Raw genomic sequence first — 13,442 nt, forward strand, 5'->3', positions numbered from 1 at the left:
CATGAACGCCGACGCCGCTCCCGCCCCCATCGTTCCGATCACCGGCGACGCCCTGGCCGCACGCGCCGCCGCCGTGCGCGACGAGGTCGGCAAGGCCTTCATCGGGCAGGAGGCCGTGCTCGACCAGATCCTCATCGCGCTGCTCGCCGGCGGCCACGTGCTGATCGAAGGCGTGCCGGGCCTGGGCAAGACGCTGCTGGTGCGCGCGCTGTCACGCGCGATCGATTGCAGCTTCGCGCGCGTGCAGTTCACGCCCGACCTGATGCCCAGCGACATCAGCGGCCACGCCGTGTGGAACCCGAAGACCGAGACGTTCAACATCCGCCGCGGCCCGGTGTTCACCAACCTGCTGCTGGCCGATGAAATCAACCGCGCGCCGGCGAAGACGCAGTCGGCGCTGCTGGAAGCGATGCAGGAACTGCAGGTCACCATCGAAGGCCACAGCTTCCAGCTGACGCCGCCGTTCCTCACGCTGGCAACGCAGAATCCGGTCGAGCAGGAAGGCACGTACCCGCTGCCTGAGGCGCAGCTCGACCGTTTCCTGCTGAAGGTGCTGATCGGCTATCCGACGCGCGCGGACGAGAAGCGCATGGTCGCGGCGGTGAGCCAGGGCCGCGCGGCGTCGGACTTCGACCTGTCGCAGGTGGCGCGCGTGCTCGGTCCGCAGGACATCGTGGCGATGCAGGCCGGCACCGCGCTGGTCGCGGTGGACGATGCGGTGATCGACTACGCGGTGCGGATCGTCGCCGCGACGCGCGACTGGGCGGGCATCGCGCTGGGCGCCGGCCCGCGCGGCAGCCTCGCGCTGGTGCGTGCGGCGCGCGCGCAGGCCGTGCTGTCGGGCCGCGATTTCGTCACGCCTGACGACGTGCGCGAGATCGCCAAGCCCGCGCTGCGCCACCGCATCGCGCTCGCGCCGGAACTGCAGATCGAAGGCCAGTCGCCGGACGACGTGCTGCACGCGTTGCTGGCCAAGGTTGAGGCGCCGCGGAAGTAATCGCGATGCACGCCGTCACCACGCGCGCCATCCCGCGACCCGCGCCGTTCATGCTGGCGTTGCTCGTGCTGTGGTCGGCGCTGGGCATCGCGGTCGCGTTCGGCGTGGCCACGGCGATGCAATGGCAGCTTGCGGGCATCGCGTTCGCCGCGTTGCTGCTGCTGGACGTCGCGCTGCTGTGGCGTACGCCGACCCCGCAGGTCGAGCGTCGCCTTGCCGACACGTGGCCGATCGGCATCGAGCGCCCGGTGACGCTCTCGCTGGAAACGTCGCGGCGCGCGCAGACGCTCGATGTGTTCGACCTGCATCCGGGCGGATGGTCGATGGACGGCCTTCCACGGCGGCTGCGCCTGAAGCGTGGCGAGATCGCGTCGCTGGATTACCGCCTGCGCGCGAAGGCACGCGGCGACTTCCGCTTCGACGGCGTGCAGCTGCGGCTGCATTCGCCGCTGCGGTTGTGGTGGCAGTCGCGCGTGGCGGGCGAGGCGCAGGACGTGCGCGTGTTCCCCAACTTCGCACCGCTCGCGAAGTTCGCGATGTTCAGCGCGGACCAGGCGTCGCGGCTGGTGGGTGCGCACCTTCGGCGCCGCCGCGGCGAGGGCACCGATTTCCATCAGATGCGCGAATACCGCATCGGCGACAGCCTGCGCCAGATCGACTGGAAGGCGACCGCGCGTGCGCGCCGGTTGATCTCGCGCGAATACCAGGACGAGAAGAACCAGCAGCTGGTGCTGCTGCTCGACACCGGCCGCCGCCTGCTGGCGCGCGACGGCGAGCTGGCGCATTTCGACCACGTGCTCGACGCGGCGCTGGTGGTGGCCTACCTCGCGCTGCGCCAGGGCGATGCCGTGGGTCTGCTGGCGAGCGGCGGGGCCGGCGCGTGGGTGCCACCGCGTCGCGGCGTGGGCGCGATCGACGAACTGCTGCGCGCGACGTACGCATTGCAGCCGCAGCCGGTCGCGACGGATTTCCTCGCGGCGGCGACGGATCTGTCGGTGCGGCAGCGGCGCCGTTCGCTGGTGATGCTGGTGACCAACCTGCGCGACGAGGACATGGACGACCTGCTCGCCGCCGTGGCGCTGCTGCGCAAGCGGCATCTGGTCTGCGTGGCGAGCCTGCGCGAGGGATCGCTCGACGAAGCGCTGTCCGAACCGGTGAACGACCTGCCCGGCGCGATCCGCGCAGGCGCGACGGCGCAGTACCTCGACCAGCGCAACGCCGCGCACGAAGCGCTGCGCAACCACGGCGTCATGGTGCTCGACGTGGCGTGCGACCAGCTGGCCGCATCGCTGGTGGAGCGGTACCTGGCGGTGAAGCGGGATGGGTTGTTGTAGCTGATCGGGAAGCGGGAATCGGGAATCGGGAAGCGGGAATCGCGCGGGTGTCGGCGGTGTAGATCTGCAGCGCCGGGCCGATCCGCATGCCGTCGCCGATCACTGCGACGTATCCACCGTCATCCCGGCGAAGGCCGGGACCCAGGCCCATAACGCACGGGCACTCTCTCGCCGGTGAACCACCTCAGGCCGGCGAACCACCTCACCGTCATTCCAGCGAAAGCTGGAACCCATTTTGCTGTTGCTCTCGCTCTGCGATTCGCTCTCGCTCCTGATCGTCATCCCCGCGAAGGCGGGGATCCAGGGACTTTTCACGTTTCCCGTGAGCCCTTCAGTTCAAAAAGAAGAATCACAAGCGAAGCTTCCAATCGCCTGACGGCGCTTCGTTGCACATCCCGGGTGCGCTTCGCACCCGGGCTACAAAGGCGCAGCGCGCTTTGCCGCCTCAGCGCGCCATCGCCTCACCCCACCGGCGCCGTCAGCCGCTCCAACTCCCCCAGCATTCCCATCGCCGCCTCGCGCGACGCCCCGCACATGTCGGCCTCGGGCCGCAGCGATCCACAAAACGCCGGCCGTTCCGGCGAGCCGAACAAGCGGCACCGGTACGCGTCGTCCAGCTGCACGCACGGAATGCCCGCCGGCTTGCCGTGCGGCATGCCGGGAATCGGGGAGGTGATCGACGGCGCGATGCAGCACGCGCCGCATCCGGCGCGGCAGTCCATGACCAACGGGCTCAGTCGGCGGTGACGAGTTCCGCGCGATGTTCGCGCAGCGTCTCGTACACCTCGTCGGTTTCCGGGCGCACGCCATGCCAGCGCAGGAAGCTTTCAGCCGCCTGTTCCACCAGCATGCCCAGGCCGTCGATGCCGTCGTGCGCGCCGGCGGCACGCGCCCACGCGAGGAAGGGAATCGCCACCTCGCCGTAACTCAGGTCCACCGCCGCGGTGCGCGGGTTCGCCAGCGCCATCGGCAGCGACGGCAGCCCGTCCGTACGCGCGGCGGACGTCGCATTCACGATCAGGTCGAACGTGCCGAGCGTGTCGATGTCGCGCAGATAACGCGGGTGCACGCGGCCCGGGCTCGCCAGTGCATCGGCCAGCGCGTCGGCGCGCTCGGGCGTGCGGTTGACGATGTAGAGATCGCCGATGCCGGCGTCGAGCAGCGCCGGGGCGACGCCGCGGGCAGCACCGCCGGCGCCGATCAGCAGCGTGCGGCGCGAGCGCAGGTCCAGGCCCTGGCGCTCGGTGAGGTCGCGCACCAGGCCGACGCCGTCGGTGTTGTCGCCTTCCCAGCCGGTCGCCGTGCGTACCAGCGTGTTCACCGCGCCGGCGCGGCGCGCGCGCTCGCTGAGCGTGGTGCAGACGCTGACCGCGCGGTTCTTGTGCGGCAGCGTGACGTTGGCGCCCAGGCCGCCTTCGGCCGCGAACTCCGCGACGATCGCGTCGAACAGCTCCGGCGGCGCGTCCATCGCGGCGTATTCCAGCGCGATGCCGACCTGCCGGCCGAACGCGGCGTGGATGCGCGGCGACAACGAATGCGCGACCGGATGACCGATCACGGCGAACCGCTTGACCACGGCCGGATTTGCGACGGAGGCGAAGTTGGACACGGGGACCCTCGCATAGACTGGAGTTCACACAGACAGGAGACGCGCGATGCGACGCAGCCCGGCCTTGGCCAGCAGGTACCGCAGGTGCAGTGTAGTGGCCGCGCTCGTCGTGGGCGCCGTCGCGTTGTCCGGCCCGGCGTCGGCGTTCCTGTCCGAATTCGGCATCGAAGGCATGGGCGTGGTATCGACCAAAGCCAGCGAAATCCGCGGCAGCGTCAGCCCGGACGGCCAGCATATCGTGTGGGGAAGCACCGATCGTGAAGGAGGCGCCGGCGGCTGGGACCTGTGGCAGGCGCGCCTGAAGGACGGCCGCTGGCAGGACGCCCGCCCGCTGTCGGTCAACTCGCCGTCGAATGACTTCGATCCGCTGTTCAGTGCCGACGGCCGCTGGCTGTACTTCTTCTCCAACCGTCCCGGCGGCGTGGGCGGCGACGATCTCTATCGCGCGGCCGTGAAGCCCGATGGCAGCGTCGGCACCGCCGAAAACCTCGGCCGCGGCGTCAACACGCGCGGCGACGAGTGGGCGCCGACGCCCAGCCGTGACGGGAAGCGGCTGCTGTTCGCGAGCGACGGCCATGGCGGCGCCGGGCGTCACGACCTCTTTGTCGCGCGGTGGGACGGCGCGGCGTTCGTCGACGCCACGCCGGTGCCGGGCCTCAACACCAGGGCGGACGAGTTCGACGCCGCCTGGCTCGGCGACGGCCGCACGCTGGTGTACGCGCGCTCGCAGGATCCGGCGACCAAGCCGGTGCGGCTGCACGTCGCCCACTGCGACGGCGCGCGTTACGTCGACGCGGGGCCGCTGGCTTTGTCGTTCAACACCGACGAGGCGACAACGCTGGGGCCGGCGATCGACTGGAACAAACCGGGCGAGCTGCTCGTCAGCGGCGCGGCGAAGTCGCCGCGTGCCGGGAAGCTCGACATCTACCGGATGAAGGCGCCAGCGGTGGCGGGGAAGGAAGGGTGCGGGGTTTGAGTGCAACAGCGCCTCTCCCACCGGGAGAGGGGTTGGTTGCGGTGTCTGTCGTTTAAGTCGCAGATGGCTTTCGAGGGCACATCAAGCTCGATGCCAGCTCTTGTAGCCCGGGTAAGCGAAGCGCACCCGGGTTGGAGAAGCGGTCGCGTCCCCGGGTGCGCTTCGCTTACCCGGGCTACAAAGGCGCGGCGCAAGCGAAGAAAAGTGATTCGAGCGGCGTAGGCCGGCGGAAGCTTGGCGGGTGATTCTTCTGATCTGAAGAGCAACGGGAAAGCGTGGAAAGTCACTGGGTCCCCGCCTTCGCGGGGATGACGATCAAGAGCGATAGTGGTTGCTCTTGTAGCCCGGGTAAGCGAAGCGCACCCGGGGTGGAGAAGCGACAGCGTCCCCGGGTCAAGGGCAGGCCGCGACCCTAAAGCCCACCCGCCACATCCACCAGGCTGCCGGTCATGTACGAGGCCTCGTCCGACAGCAGCCAGACGATCGCACGTGCGATCTCCTCCGCTTCGCCGCCACGCTGCATCGGGATGCGCGCCTTCACGCGATCCACGCGGCCGGGTTCGCCGCCGCTGGCGTGGATCTCGGTGTAGATCGAGCCCGGGCGCACGCAGTTCACGCGGATGCCTTCGGCGGCGACTTCCTTCGCCAGGCCGACGGTCAACGTGTCGATCGCCGCCTTCGACGCGGCGTAGTCGATGTACTCGTTCGGCGAGCCCAGGCGCGCGGCGACCGACGACACGTTGACGATCGCGCCGCCGTGTCCGCCATGTCGCGTCGACATGCGCCGCACCGCTTCGCGCGCGCACAGGAAACTGCCGACGACGTTGGCGTTGAACACGCGAGTGAGGCGTTCGGCGTCCATCTCCTCCACGCGCATCTGGCGTTCGAGGATGCCGGCGTTGTTCACCAGCGCGGTGACTTCGCCGAAGCGCCGGTCCACCTCGTCGAACAATCGCATCACGTCGGCCTCGCGCCCGACGTCGACGCCCACCGCCATCGCCTCGCCGCCGTCGCGTTCGATCGCGTCGACCACGTCGGTGGCGTCCTTTTCGCGATGGCGATACGCGACGCACACGCGATAACCGGCCTGCGCGGCGAGCTTCGCGGTGGCCGCGCCGATGCCGCGGCTGCCGCCGGTGACGATGGCTATCCTGTTGCGTTCCATCTCGCCTCCGGTTCGCGATGCCGCCGCCTCACACGCGTTTGAGGTACACGTGCTGCGTCTTGATGCGCTCGAAACCCGCGCCTTCGTAGAACGGATGCGATTGATCGCGCGCGACGTTCGATCGCACCATCACCTCGCCGACGCCGATCCCGCGCGCCCAATCGAGCGCCGCATCCACCAGCGACTGGCCGATGCCGCGACGTCGAGCGGACTCGTCGACCACGAGCCCGACGATCTCCACGCGCTCGCCCGTTTCCAGCATCAGCCGGCGTTCGATTGCGATGAAGCCAAGCAGGCGCGCATCGTCGTCGGTGGCGACGATCACCGGGTGATCGGCCGAGATCAGCAGGCGACGGAGGCGGCGTTCGAACGCATCGGCCGACTGCGGGTAGCCGAGCTGCGCCGACAGCCGCGCAAGCTCGGCGGCATCGCCGATGCGCGCGCGGCGCAACGTGGTCGCGGCGTCGGCCACGCTCAGGCTTCGCGCAGCCAGCGCGCGGCGTCGAGCGCGTAGTAGGTGAGCACGCCGTCGGCGCCGGCGCGCTTGAACGCGAGCAGCGCTTCCATCGCGGTCGCGCGTTCGTCGAGCCAGCCGTTCTGCGCGGCGGCCTTGAGCATCGCGTACTCGCCGCTCACCTGATAGACGTACGTCGGCACGCGGAACTCGTCCTTCACGCGACGCACGATGTCCAGGTACGGCATGCCCGGCTTCACCATCACCATGTCGGCGCCTTCGTCGAGGTCGAGCGCGACTTCGTGCAGCGCTTCGTCCGAATTCGCCGGGTCCATCTGGTAGGTGTACTTGTTGCCCTTGCCCAGCGCTGCGGCCGAACCGACGGCCGCGCGGAACGGACCGTAGAACGCGCTGGCGTACTTCGCGCTGTAGGCGAGGATGCGCGTGTTGATCAGGCCCGCGTCTTCCAGCGCGTCGCGGATTGCGCCGATGCGGCCGTCCATCATGTCGCTGGGCGCGACGACGTCGGCGCCGGCCTGCGCATGCGAGATCGACTGGCGCACCAGCGCATCGACCGTGACGTCGTTGAGGATGTAGCCGGCCTCGTCGATCATGCCGTCCTGCCCGTGCGTGGTGTACGGGTCGAGCGCGACGTCGGTGATGACGCCCAGTTCCGGGAAGCGCTGCTTCAGCGCACGCACGGCGCGCTGCACGATACCGTCGTCGGACCAGGCGATCGCGCCGTCGGCGGTCTTGCGGTCGACATCGGGCACGCCGAACAGCGTGATCGCCGGAATGCGCAACTGGCTGCATTGTTCGGCGACGCGCAGCAGTTCGTCGATGGAAAGGCGTTCGACGCCGGGCATCGAGGCGACCGGATCGCGGCCGTCGCGTTCGTGCACGAAGACCGGATAGATGAGGTCGTTGGCGGTGAGGACCGACTCGCGCATCAACCGACGCGAGAACTCATCGCGGCGCATCCGCCGCGGGCGTGCGTGGGGATAGGTGCTCATGGCGCGACATTGTACGCCCGCGCCGGGCTTGCTTTTCCGCCTGGGACGATGTGTCCGGGCGCGATCAGGGCGCGGTGGAATACACCCGATAACGCAAAGGCACCAGCCTGAGCTCGCTGCCCGGCGCCGGCGTGGTGAGGCCCGGCGTGGCGGCGAAATCCAGTTCGACCGGGCGCGCCTGTCCTTCGACGTGAAGCTCCAGCGTGATGCGGTCGGCGAGCCGGTGCGCGGCGACGACGCGCGCGCCGATGCCGTCATCGCCGTCGCCCGGCGCGATGTCGTGCGCGCGTGCGTAGAGTTTCGCCGGGCCGTCGGCCACGCCGTCGGCGCTGAACGTGCGCGCATGCCCCGCCAGATGGAAGCGGCCGCCGCGCACTTCGCCTTCCAGCACGTTCGCGCGGCCGATGAAGTCGAACACGTACGCCGACGCCGGATCGCTGTAGATCTCGTCCGGCGTGCCGACCTGTTCGATGCGGCCTTCGCGCAGCACGACGATGCGGTCGGCCAGTTCCAGCGCTTCTTCCTGGTCGTGCGTGACGAACAGCGTCGTCTGGCCGGTGCGCTCGTGCAGCTGGCGCAGCCAGCGGCGCAGTTCGACGCGCACCTTCGCGTCCAGCGCGCCGAAGGGTTCGTCGAGCAGCAGCACCGTCGGATCGATCGCCAGCGCACGCGCAAGCGCGACGCGCTGCTTCTGTCCGCCGGACAGTTGTTCGGGATAGCGATCGCCGTAGCCCGGCAGCTGGATCAGGCCCAGCAGCTCCTCGACGCGACGCGTGATCGTCGCCTTGTCCGGGCGCTTGCGGCGCGGACGGCTGCGCAGGCCGAAGGCGATGTTCTCGGCCACGGTCATGTGCTTGAACAGCGCGTAATGCTGGAACACGAAACCGACGTTGCGCTCGCGCAGGCTCAGGCGCGTCGCGTCGTCGCGTCCGAACAGCACCTGGCCCGAATCCGGATGCAACAGGCCCGCGATCACGCGCAGCAGCGTCGTCTTGCCCGAGCCCGATGGGCCAAGCAGCGCGACCAGTTCCCCGGCCTGCACGTGCAGGTCCACGCCGTCCAGCGCCGCCACGCCGGTGTAGCGCTTGCTGAGCTGGCGCAGGTGCAGGTCCATGCCGGTGCGGGGCGGCCTCGTGTCGGGATGATCGGGCGCGGGAGTGCCGGCGCCGAGCGTGACAGGTCCGGCCGGCGCGGTCGAATGCGCCGCCGTCACGCGACGGGCGGCGCGCGTCGCGGCGAGGTCGGCCGGCTCAGTGCCGACGATGGGATTTCGCAAGGGCGTCGCCATGGCGGGACTCCAGCCAGAACTTCAGGATCAACGTGATCAGGGCGAGCCCGGCGAGCAGCGAGGCGGCCGCGAAGGCGCCAGTGCTGTCGAACTCGTTGTAGAGAATCTCGATGTGCAGCGGCAGCGTGTTGGTGAGCCCGCGGATGTGCCCGGACACCACCGACACCGCGCCGAACTCGCCCATCGCGCGCGCCGAGCACAGCAGCACGCCGTACAGCAGGCCCCATTTGATGTTGGGCAGCGTCACGCGACGGAACATCGTCCAGCCGCCGGCGCCGAGCGAACGCGCGGCGAGTTCCTCGTCCGCGCCCTGCTGCTGCATCAGCGGGATCAGCTCGCGCACCACGAACGGGAAGGTGATGAACAGCGTCGCCAGCACGATGCCGGGGCGGGCGAAGAGGATCTTGATGTCGTACTCGCGCAGCAGTTCGGCGAACCAGCCGTGCGAGCCGAACAGCAGCACCAGGCACAGGCCCGCGACCACCGGCGACACGGCGAAGGGAAGGTCGATCAGCGACAGCAGCAGCTGCTTTCCGCGGAACTCGAAACGCGTCACCGCCCACGCCATGAAGGTGCCGAAGATCGCGTTGACGGGCACGACGATCGCGACGGTGAACAGCGTCAGCTTCAACGCGGACACCGCGTCGGCCTGGGTGAGCGACTCCAGCCACGCGCCGAAGCCCTTTCCGAAGGCCGCGCCGAGCACCATCAGCAGCGGCAGCACGACGAGCGCGAGCATCGCCAGCACGGCGAGCGCGATGAGCACGACGCGCAGCCATGCCGGCTCCTGCAGGTCGTCGCGGTGGCGTGCGTCAGACATCGCGCCTGGCTCCCTTTCGTTCGTGCGCGAACAGCAGCGGAATGGCGTTGATCGCCAGCAGGCAGACGAACGATGCGGCCAGCAGCAACGCGGCGATCGCGATCGCGCCGGCGTAGTCGTATTCCTCAAGGCGAATCGTGATGAGCAGCGGCGCGATTTCCGTCTTGTACGGCAGGTTGCCGGCGATGAAGATCACCGACCCGTATTCGCCCAGTGCACGCGCGAACGCGAGCGAGAAGCCGGTCAGCAGCGCGGGCGTGAGTTCGGGCAGCACGACGCGGCGCAGCGTGGTCAGGCGCGATGCGCCGAGCGATGCGGCCGCTTCTTCCTGCTCGCGGCCGAGCGCTTCCAGCACCGGCTGCACGGTGCGTACGGCGAATGGCAGGCCGATGAAGATCAGCGCGATGGTGATGCCGATCGGCGTGTAGGCGATCCGGATGCCGAGCGGTTCGGTGAACTGCCCGACCCAGCCGTTCGCCGAATAGATCGCCGTCAGCGCGATGCCGGCGACGGCGGTGGGCAGGGCGAACGGGAGATCGACCAGCGCATCGAGCAGGCGCCGACCCGGGAAGCGATACCGCACGACGACCCACGCGACGAGCGCGCCGACGACGGAAGCGATGAGCGCGGCGACGAAGGACGCGCCGAAACTCAGCTTCAGCGACGCCTGCACCCGCGGGTCCTGGATCGCGCGCAGCCAGCCGTCCACGCCGAGCCCCGCCGCGCGGATCGCCAGCGCGGCGAGCGGCAACAGCACCACCACGCTCAGCCACGCGAGGCCGAGCCCGAGGCTCAGGCCGAAGCCCGGCAACGGGCGTCGGCCACGGCGGGTGATGAGGGCGGGAAGGGCGAGGGTGGACATGGATTACCCGAATGCAACGCGCGTTGATGGTGCGGTGACGTCATCGCCCCCGTTCTCCGTCATCCCCGCGAAGGCGGGGATCCATCTGCACGACGCATCAAGGCCTTCGAAGGCAGTGACGCACCGGACGGCTGGATTCCCGCCTTCGCGGGAATGACGGAGGAAGAGCGCGGATGGCATCACCGCATCACCGCGGCCGATAGATCTTGTCGAAGAACCCGCCGTCGGCGAAATGCTCCGCCTGCGCCTTCTTCCAGCCGCCGAACGCGGTGTCGATCGTCACCTGCTTCACGTTCGGGAAACGCGACAGGTCCGCCGCCGGCACCTTGTCGGGCTCGGCCGGGCGGTAGCCGTGCTTCGCCGCCAGACGCTGGCCTTCGGGCGTGTAGAGGAAACGCAGGTAGGCCTCGGCGACCTTGCGCGTGCCGTGGCGATCGACGTTCTTGTCGACCCACGCCACCGGCGGTTCGGCCTTGATGCTCAGGCTGGGCACGACGATCTCGAACTTGTCGCGCGTGTCGGCGTCGTTGAGCGTGAGCAGCGCCTCGTTCTCCCACGCGAGCAGCACGTCGCCGATGCCGCGCTCGACGAACGTCGTCGTCGCGCCGCGCGCACCGGTATCGAGCACCGGCACGTTCTTGAACAGGCGCGTGAGGTAATCCACGACCTTGTCGCCGTCGCGGTACTCCTGCGACGCCCACGCCCACGCGGCGAGGTAGTTCCAGCGCGCTCCGCCGGAGGTCTTCGGATTCGGCGTGATGACGCCCACGCCGGGCTTCACCAGGTCGCCCCAGTCGCGGATCTGCTTCGGATTGCCCTTGCGCACCAGGAACACGATCGTCGAGGTATACGGCGCGCTGTTATGCGGCAGGCGCTTCTGCCAGTCGGCGGGCAGCAGCTTGCCGTTGGTGGCGATGGCGTCGATGTCGGCGGCGAGCGCGAGCGTGACGACATCGGCTTCCAGCCCGTCGATCACCGCGCGCGCCTGCTTGCCGGAGCCGCCGTGCGAGGCCCGGATGCTGAGCGCCTCGCCGGTCTGCTGCTTCCATTGCGCGGCGAAGGTCTGGTTCACCTCGGCGTAGAACTCGCGCGTCGGGTCGTAGGACACGTTGAGCAGCTGTACGTCCTTCGCGTGCGCCAGCCCGGTGGCGAGCACCATCGCGAGGCCGAGCGCCGCATTGCGGATCAGGGTTTTCATGGGGTGGTGTCCTGATGGGCGAAAGTCGAAAGGGTCAGAACGAGAACTGGGCGCGCGTGAAGAAGGCCTTCTCGTCCTCGCGATCGGCGCCGGCTGCGGCGCCGCCGTCGAAGTCGGTCTGCGTGTAGTTGGCGACGAGCTTGAAGTTGCCGGTGAGGTACCAGTTCACGCCCAGGCCCCAGCTCTTCGCGCGTTGCGCCACGGCGTTCGGGTCGGCGAACACGGGGAAGGCATCCTCGTCGATCTCCAGTTCGCCGTACCGCGCCACCAGTTCCCACGCGCCCCAGCCTGCGCCGCCCACCGTAAAAGGATGGTTAGGCCGCGCGACGCCGCGATACCCCGCGTCTTCGCCGGTGAGCACGAAGCCGGTGAGCAGCTGCCACGCGCGGTGGTCGAGCGCTTCGCGTGCGCCGGTCGTGGGCAGCAGCACCTCCTGCTTCGAGCTGATGTACTCGCCGAGCAGGCCGAACGCATTGCGGTAGTAGTACGCCTGCGGCGACCAGCGCGTCTGTTCGCCATCGGCGATGACCGCGCTGCGATAGTTGAAGAACTGCACCTGGCCCGGCGTGCGGTAGCGCGGCAGGAAATTGTTGCCGGCGCCTTCCTTGTCGCCCTGGCTGCCGGCGATGCCGAAGCCCAGGCCCGACAGCGCGCTCGCGTCGTTCTTCCACGGTTCGACGAACACGCGGCCGGCGAATTCGAAGTTGTTGTCCGGGTTGGTCGTCGCCGCATCGCGCCCGTCGACCGTGCCGTTGTAGGCGCCGACGACGTAGTTCACCGTGCCCTTGGCGAGTTCGCCCTGCAGCTGCACGCCGATGTCGCGGCCCGGCGCGAGTTCGCTGGGGAATCCAAGTTCGATCGCCTCGGTCGCGTTGCTCGCCTGCAATCGTTCCAGGCCGACCGGCGCCTTGGTCTTGCCGATGCGCAGCGTGGCTGCGGGGCTGAAGCGCAGGTCGGCCCAGGCATCGAGCAGCGTGACGCTGTCGCCGGCGAGTTCCGGCGTGATGCGGAAGGCGAGCAGCGGACCCCAGCTGCCTTCCAGCGTGAGCTGCGCGCGGCGCCAGAGGAAGGTGTCGTTCTGCGGATTGGCGTCGTCGTCGATGTAGAAGCGGCCGTCGGCCTGCGCGAGGCCACGGAATTTCAGCTCGACATCGCCTGGCGGCGGCGACTTGATCGACAGGCCCTTGTTCGCGCTCAGGCTCACCACCGGCGTGCTCGCGACGCGCGCCTCGGCTTCTTCCGCCTGCAGGTCGAGCTTGCGTTCGATCACGCGCAGTCGCTGGTCGAGGTCGGCCAGGCCGTTGGCGTCGACCGTATCGCCGGCCGGCGCGGTGCCGAGGCGTTGCTCGATCGCCTGCAGGCGGCGCGTCAGTTCTTCGACCGTGAGCGGCGCGTTCGATTGCGCGTGGACGGGGGCGGCGATCGCGATCGCGCAGGCCAGCGCACTGCCGGCAAGCGCGGGGACGGACGATCTTCGCGTTCGGATGCTGGGCATGGCGGGTATCCGGGCAGGGGAGGGGCGGCCTCCGGGATCTCCGGCGGCACGGCGCGACTGTCGCCGGCCGTCCCGCCCCGCACAAAGGCGCGTGCGTCATGCGGTCATGCCGAAGGGGTATGAGATGGGGTGCGGGCGCTAACGAGGCGTGAAGCCGGGGGGGGGGGCGCCGGGCGCCGCGGCGGTGCCATAAAAGAAACCGGCGCCTTTCGGCGCCGGTTTCCAATCGCA

The 13,442-nt window shown here is 69.4% G+C and carries 13 protein-coding genes; 3 read left to right on the plus strand and 10 right to left on the minus strand.

What is annotated here, in order from left to right:
• Position 1 precedes the first annotated feature (1 nt).
• The gene (locus tag LA521A_RS01250) at positions 2 to 997 is read left to right on the plus strand and encodes an AAA family ATPase (protein WP_281780584.1); all 996 of its coding nucleotides are present in this window, start codon (positions 2 to 4) and stop codon (positions 995 to 997) included.
• A 5-nt stretch (positions 998 to 1,002) separates the two neighbouring features.
• Positions 1,003 to 2,331 (plus strand): DUF58 domain-containing protein, encoded by a 1,329-nt coding sequence (locus LA521A_RS01255; protein ID WP_281780585.1) that lies wholly within the window; start codon positions 1,003 to 1,005, stop codon positions 2,329 to 2,331.
• A gap of 461 nt (positions 2,332 to 2,792) precedes the next feature.
• On the opposite strand, the gene LA521A_RS01260 is transcribed toward LA521A_RS01255, so the two are convergent.
• Both LA521A_RS01260 and aroE read right to left on the minus strand, forming a co-directional pair.
• On the minus strand, positions 2,793 to 3,053 hold the full coding sequence (locus LA521A_RS01260; protein WP_281780586.1) for a YkgJ family cysteine cluster protein: 261 nt from the start codon (positions 3,051 to 3,053) through the stop codon (positions 2,793 to 2,795).
• Between the two features lie 11 nt (positions 3,054 to 3,064).
• Positions 3,065 to 3,907: a shikimate dehydrogenase gene (aroE, locus tag LA521A_RS01265; RefSeq protein WP_281782153.1), complete on the minus strand. Its 843-nt coding sequence runs from the start codon at positions 3,905 to 3,907 to the stop codon at positions 3,065 to 3,067.
• A 79-nt stretch (positions 3,908 to 3,986) separates the two neighbouring features.
• On the opposite strand from aroE, the gene LA521A_RS01270 reads away from it, so the two are divergent.
• On the plus strand, positions 3,987 to 4,916 hold the full coding sequence (locus LA521A_RS01270) for a TolB family protein (protein WP_281780587.1): 930 nt from the start codon (positions 3,987 to 3,989) through the stop codon (positions 4,914 to 4,916).
• A 412-nt stretch (positions 4,917 to 5,328) separates the two neighbouring features.
• On the opposite strand, the gene LA521A_RS01275 is transcribed toward LA521A_RS01270, so the two are convergent.
• From LA521A_RS01275 to LA521A_RS01310, 8 genes are all read right to left on the minus strand, one after another.
• Positions 5,329 to 6,081 carry an SDR family oxidoreductase gene (locus LA521A_RS01275; protein ID WP_281780588.1) on the minus strand — a complete coding sequence of 251 codons (753 nt, stop codon included), beginning with the start codon at positions 6,079 to 6,081 and terminating at the stop codon, positions 5,329 to 5,331.
• Positions 6,082 to 6,109: 28 nt separating this feature from the next.
• Positions 6,110 to 6,553: a GNAT family N-acetyltransferase gene (locus LA521A_RS01280; protein ID WP_281780589.1), complete on the minus strand. Its 444-nt coding sequence runs from the start codon at positions 6,551 to 6,553 to the stop codon at positions 6,110 to 6,112.
• Positions 6,554 to 6,555: 2 nt separating this feature from the next.
• Positions 6,556 to 7,548: a porphobilinogen synthase gene (hemB, locus tag LA521A_RS01285; RefSeq protein WP_281780590.1), complete on the minus strand. Its 993-nt coding sequence runs from the start codon at positions 7,546 to 7,548 to the stop codon at positions 6,556 to 6,558.
• A gap of 64 nt (positions 7,549 to 7,612) precedes the next feature.
• Positions 7,613 to 8,662, minus strand: a complete 1,050-nt coding sequence (locus LA521A_RS01290; protein WP_281782154.1) for a sulfate/molybdate ABC transporter ATP-binding protein — start codon at positions 8,660 to 8,662, stop codon at positions 7,613 to 7,615.
• A 136-nt stretch (positions 8,663 to 8,798) separates the two neighbouring features.
• Entirely contained in the window at positions 8,799 to 9,656 is an 858-nt protein-coding gene (gene cysW / locus LA521A_RS01295; RefSeq protein WP_281780591.1) for a sulfate ABC transporter permease subunit CysW, read from the minus strand.
• A complete protein-coding gene (gene cysT / locus LA521A_RS01300) occupies positions 9,649 to 10,518 on the minus strand; it encodes a sulfate ABC transporter permease subunit CysT (protein WP_281780592.1) in 870 nt (289 codons plus the stop codon). The genes cysW and cysT overlap by 8 nt, the downstream gene beginning before the upstream one ends.
• Positions 10,519 to 10,705: 187 nt before the next feature.
• Positions 10,706 to 11,716, minus strand: coding sequence for a sulfate ABC transporter substrate-binding protein (locus tag LA521A_RS01305; RefSeq protein WP_281780593.1), 1,011 nt, complete (start codon positions 11,714 to 11,716; stop codon positions 10,706 to 10,708).
• Positions 11,717 to 11,750: 34 nt separating this feature from the next.
• Positions 11,751 to 13,211, minus strand: coding sequence for an OprO/OprP family phosphate-selective porin (locus tag LA521A_RS01310; protein WP_281780594.1), 1,461 nt, complete (start codon positions 13,209 to 13,211; stop codon positions 11,751 to 11,753).
• Between the last annotated feature and the right edge of the window lie 231 nt (positions 13,212 to 13,442).

The sequence above is a fragment of the Lysobacter auxotrophicus genome, from assembly GCF_027924565.1.
In the GTDB taxonomy this organism is placed as follows: domain Bacteria; phylum Pseudomonadota; class Gammaproteobacteria; order Xanthomonadales; family Xanthomonadaceae; genus Lysobacter_J; species Lysobacter_J auxotrophicus.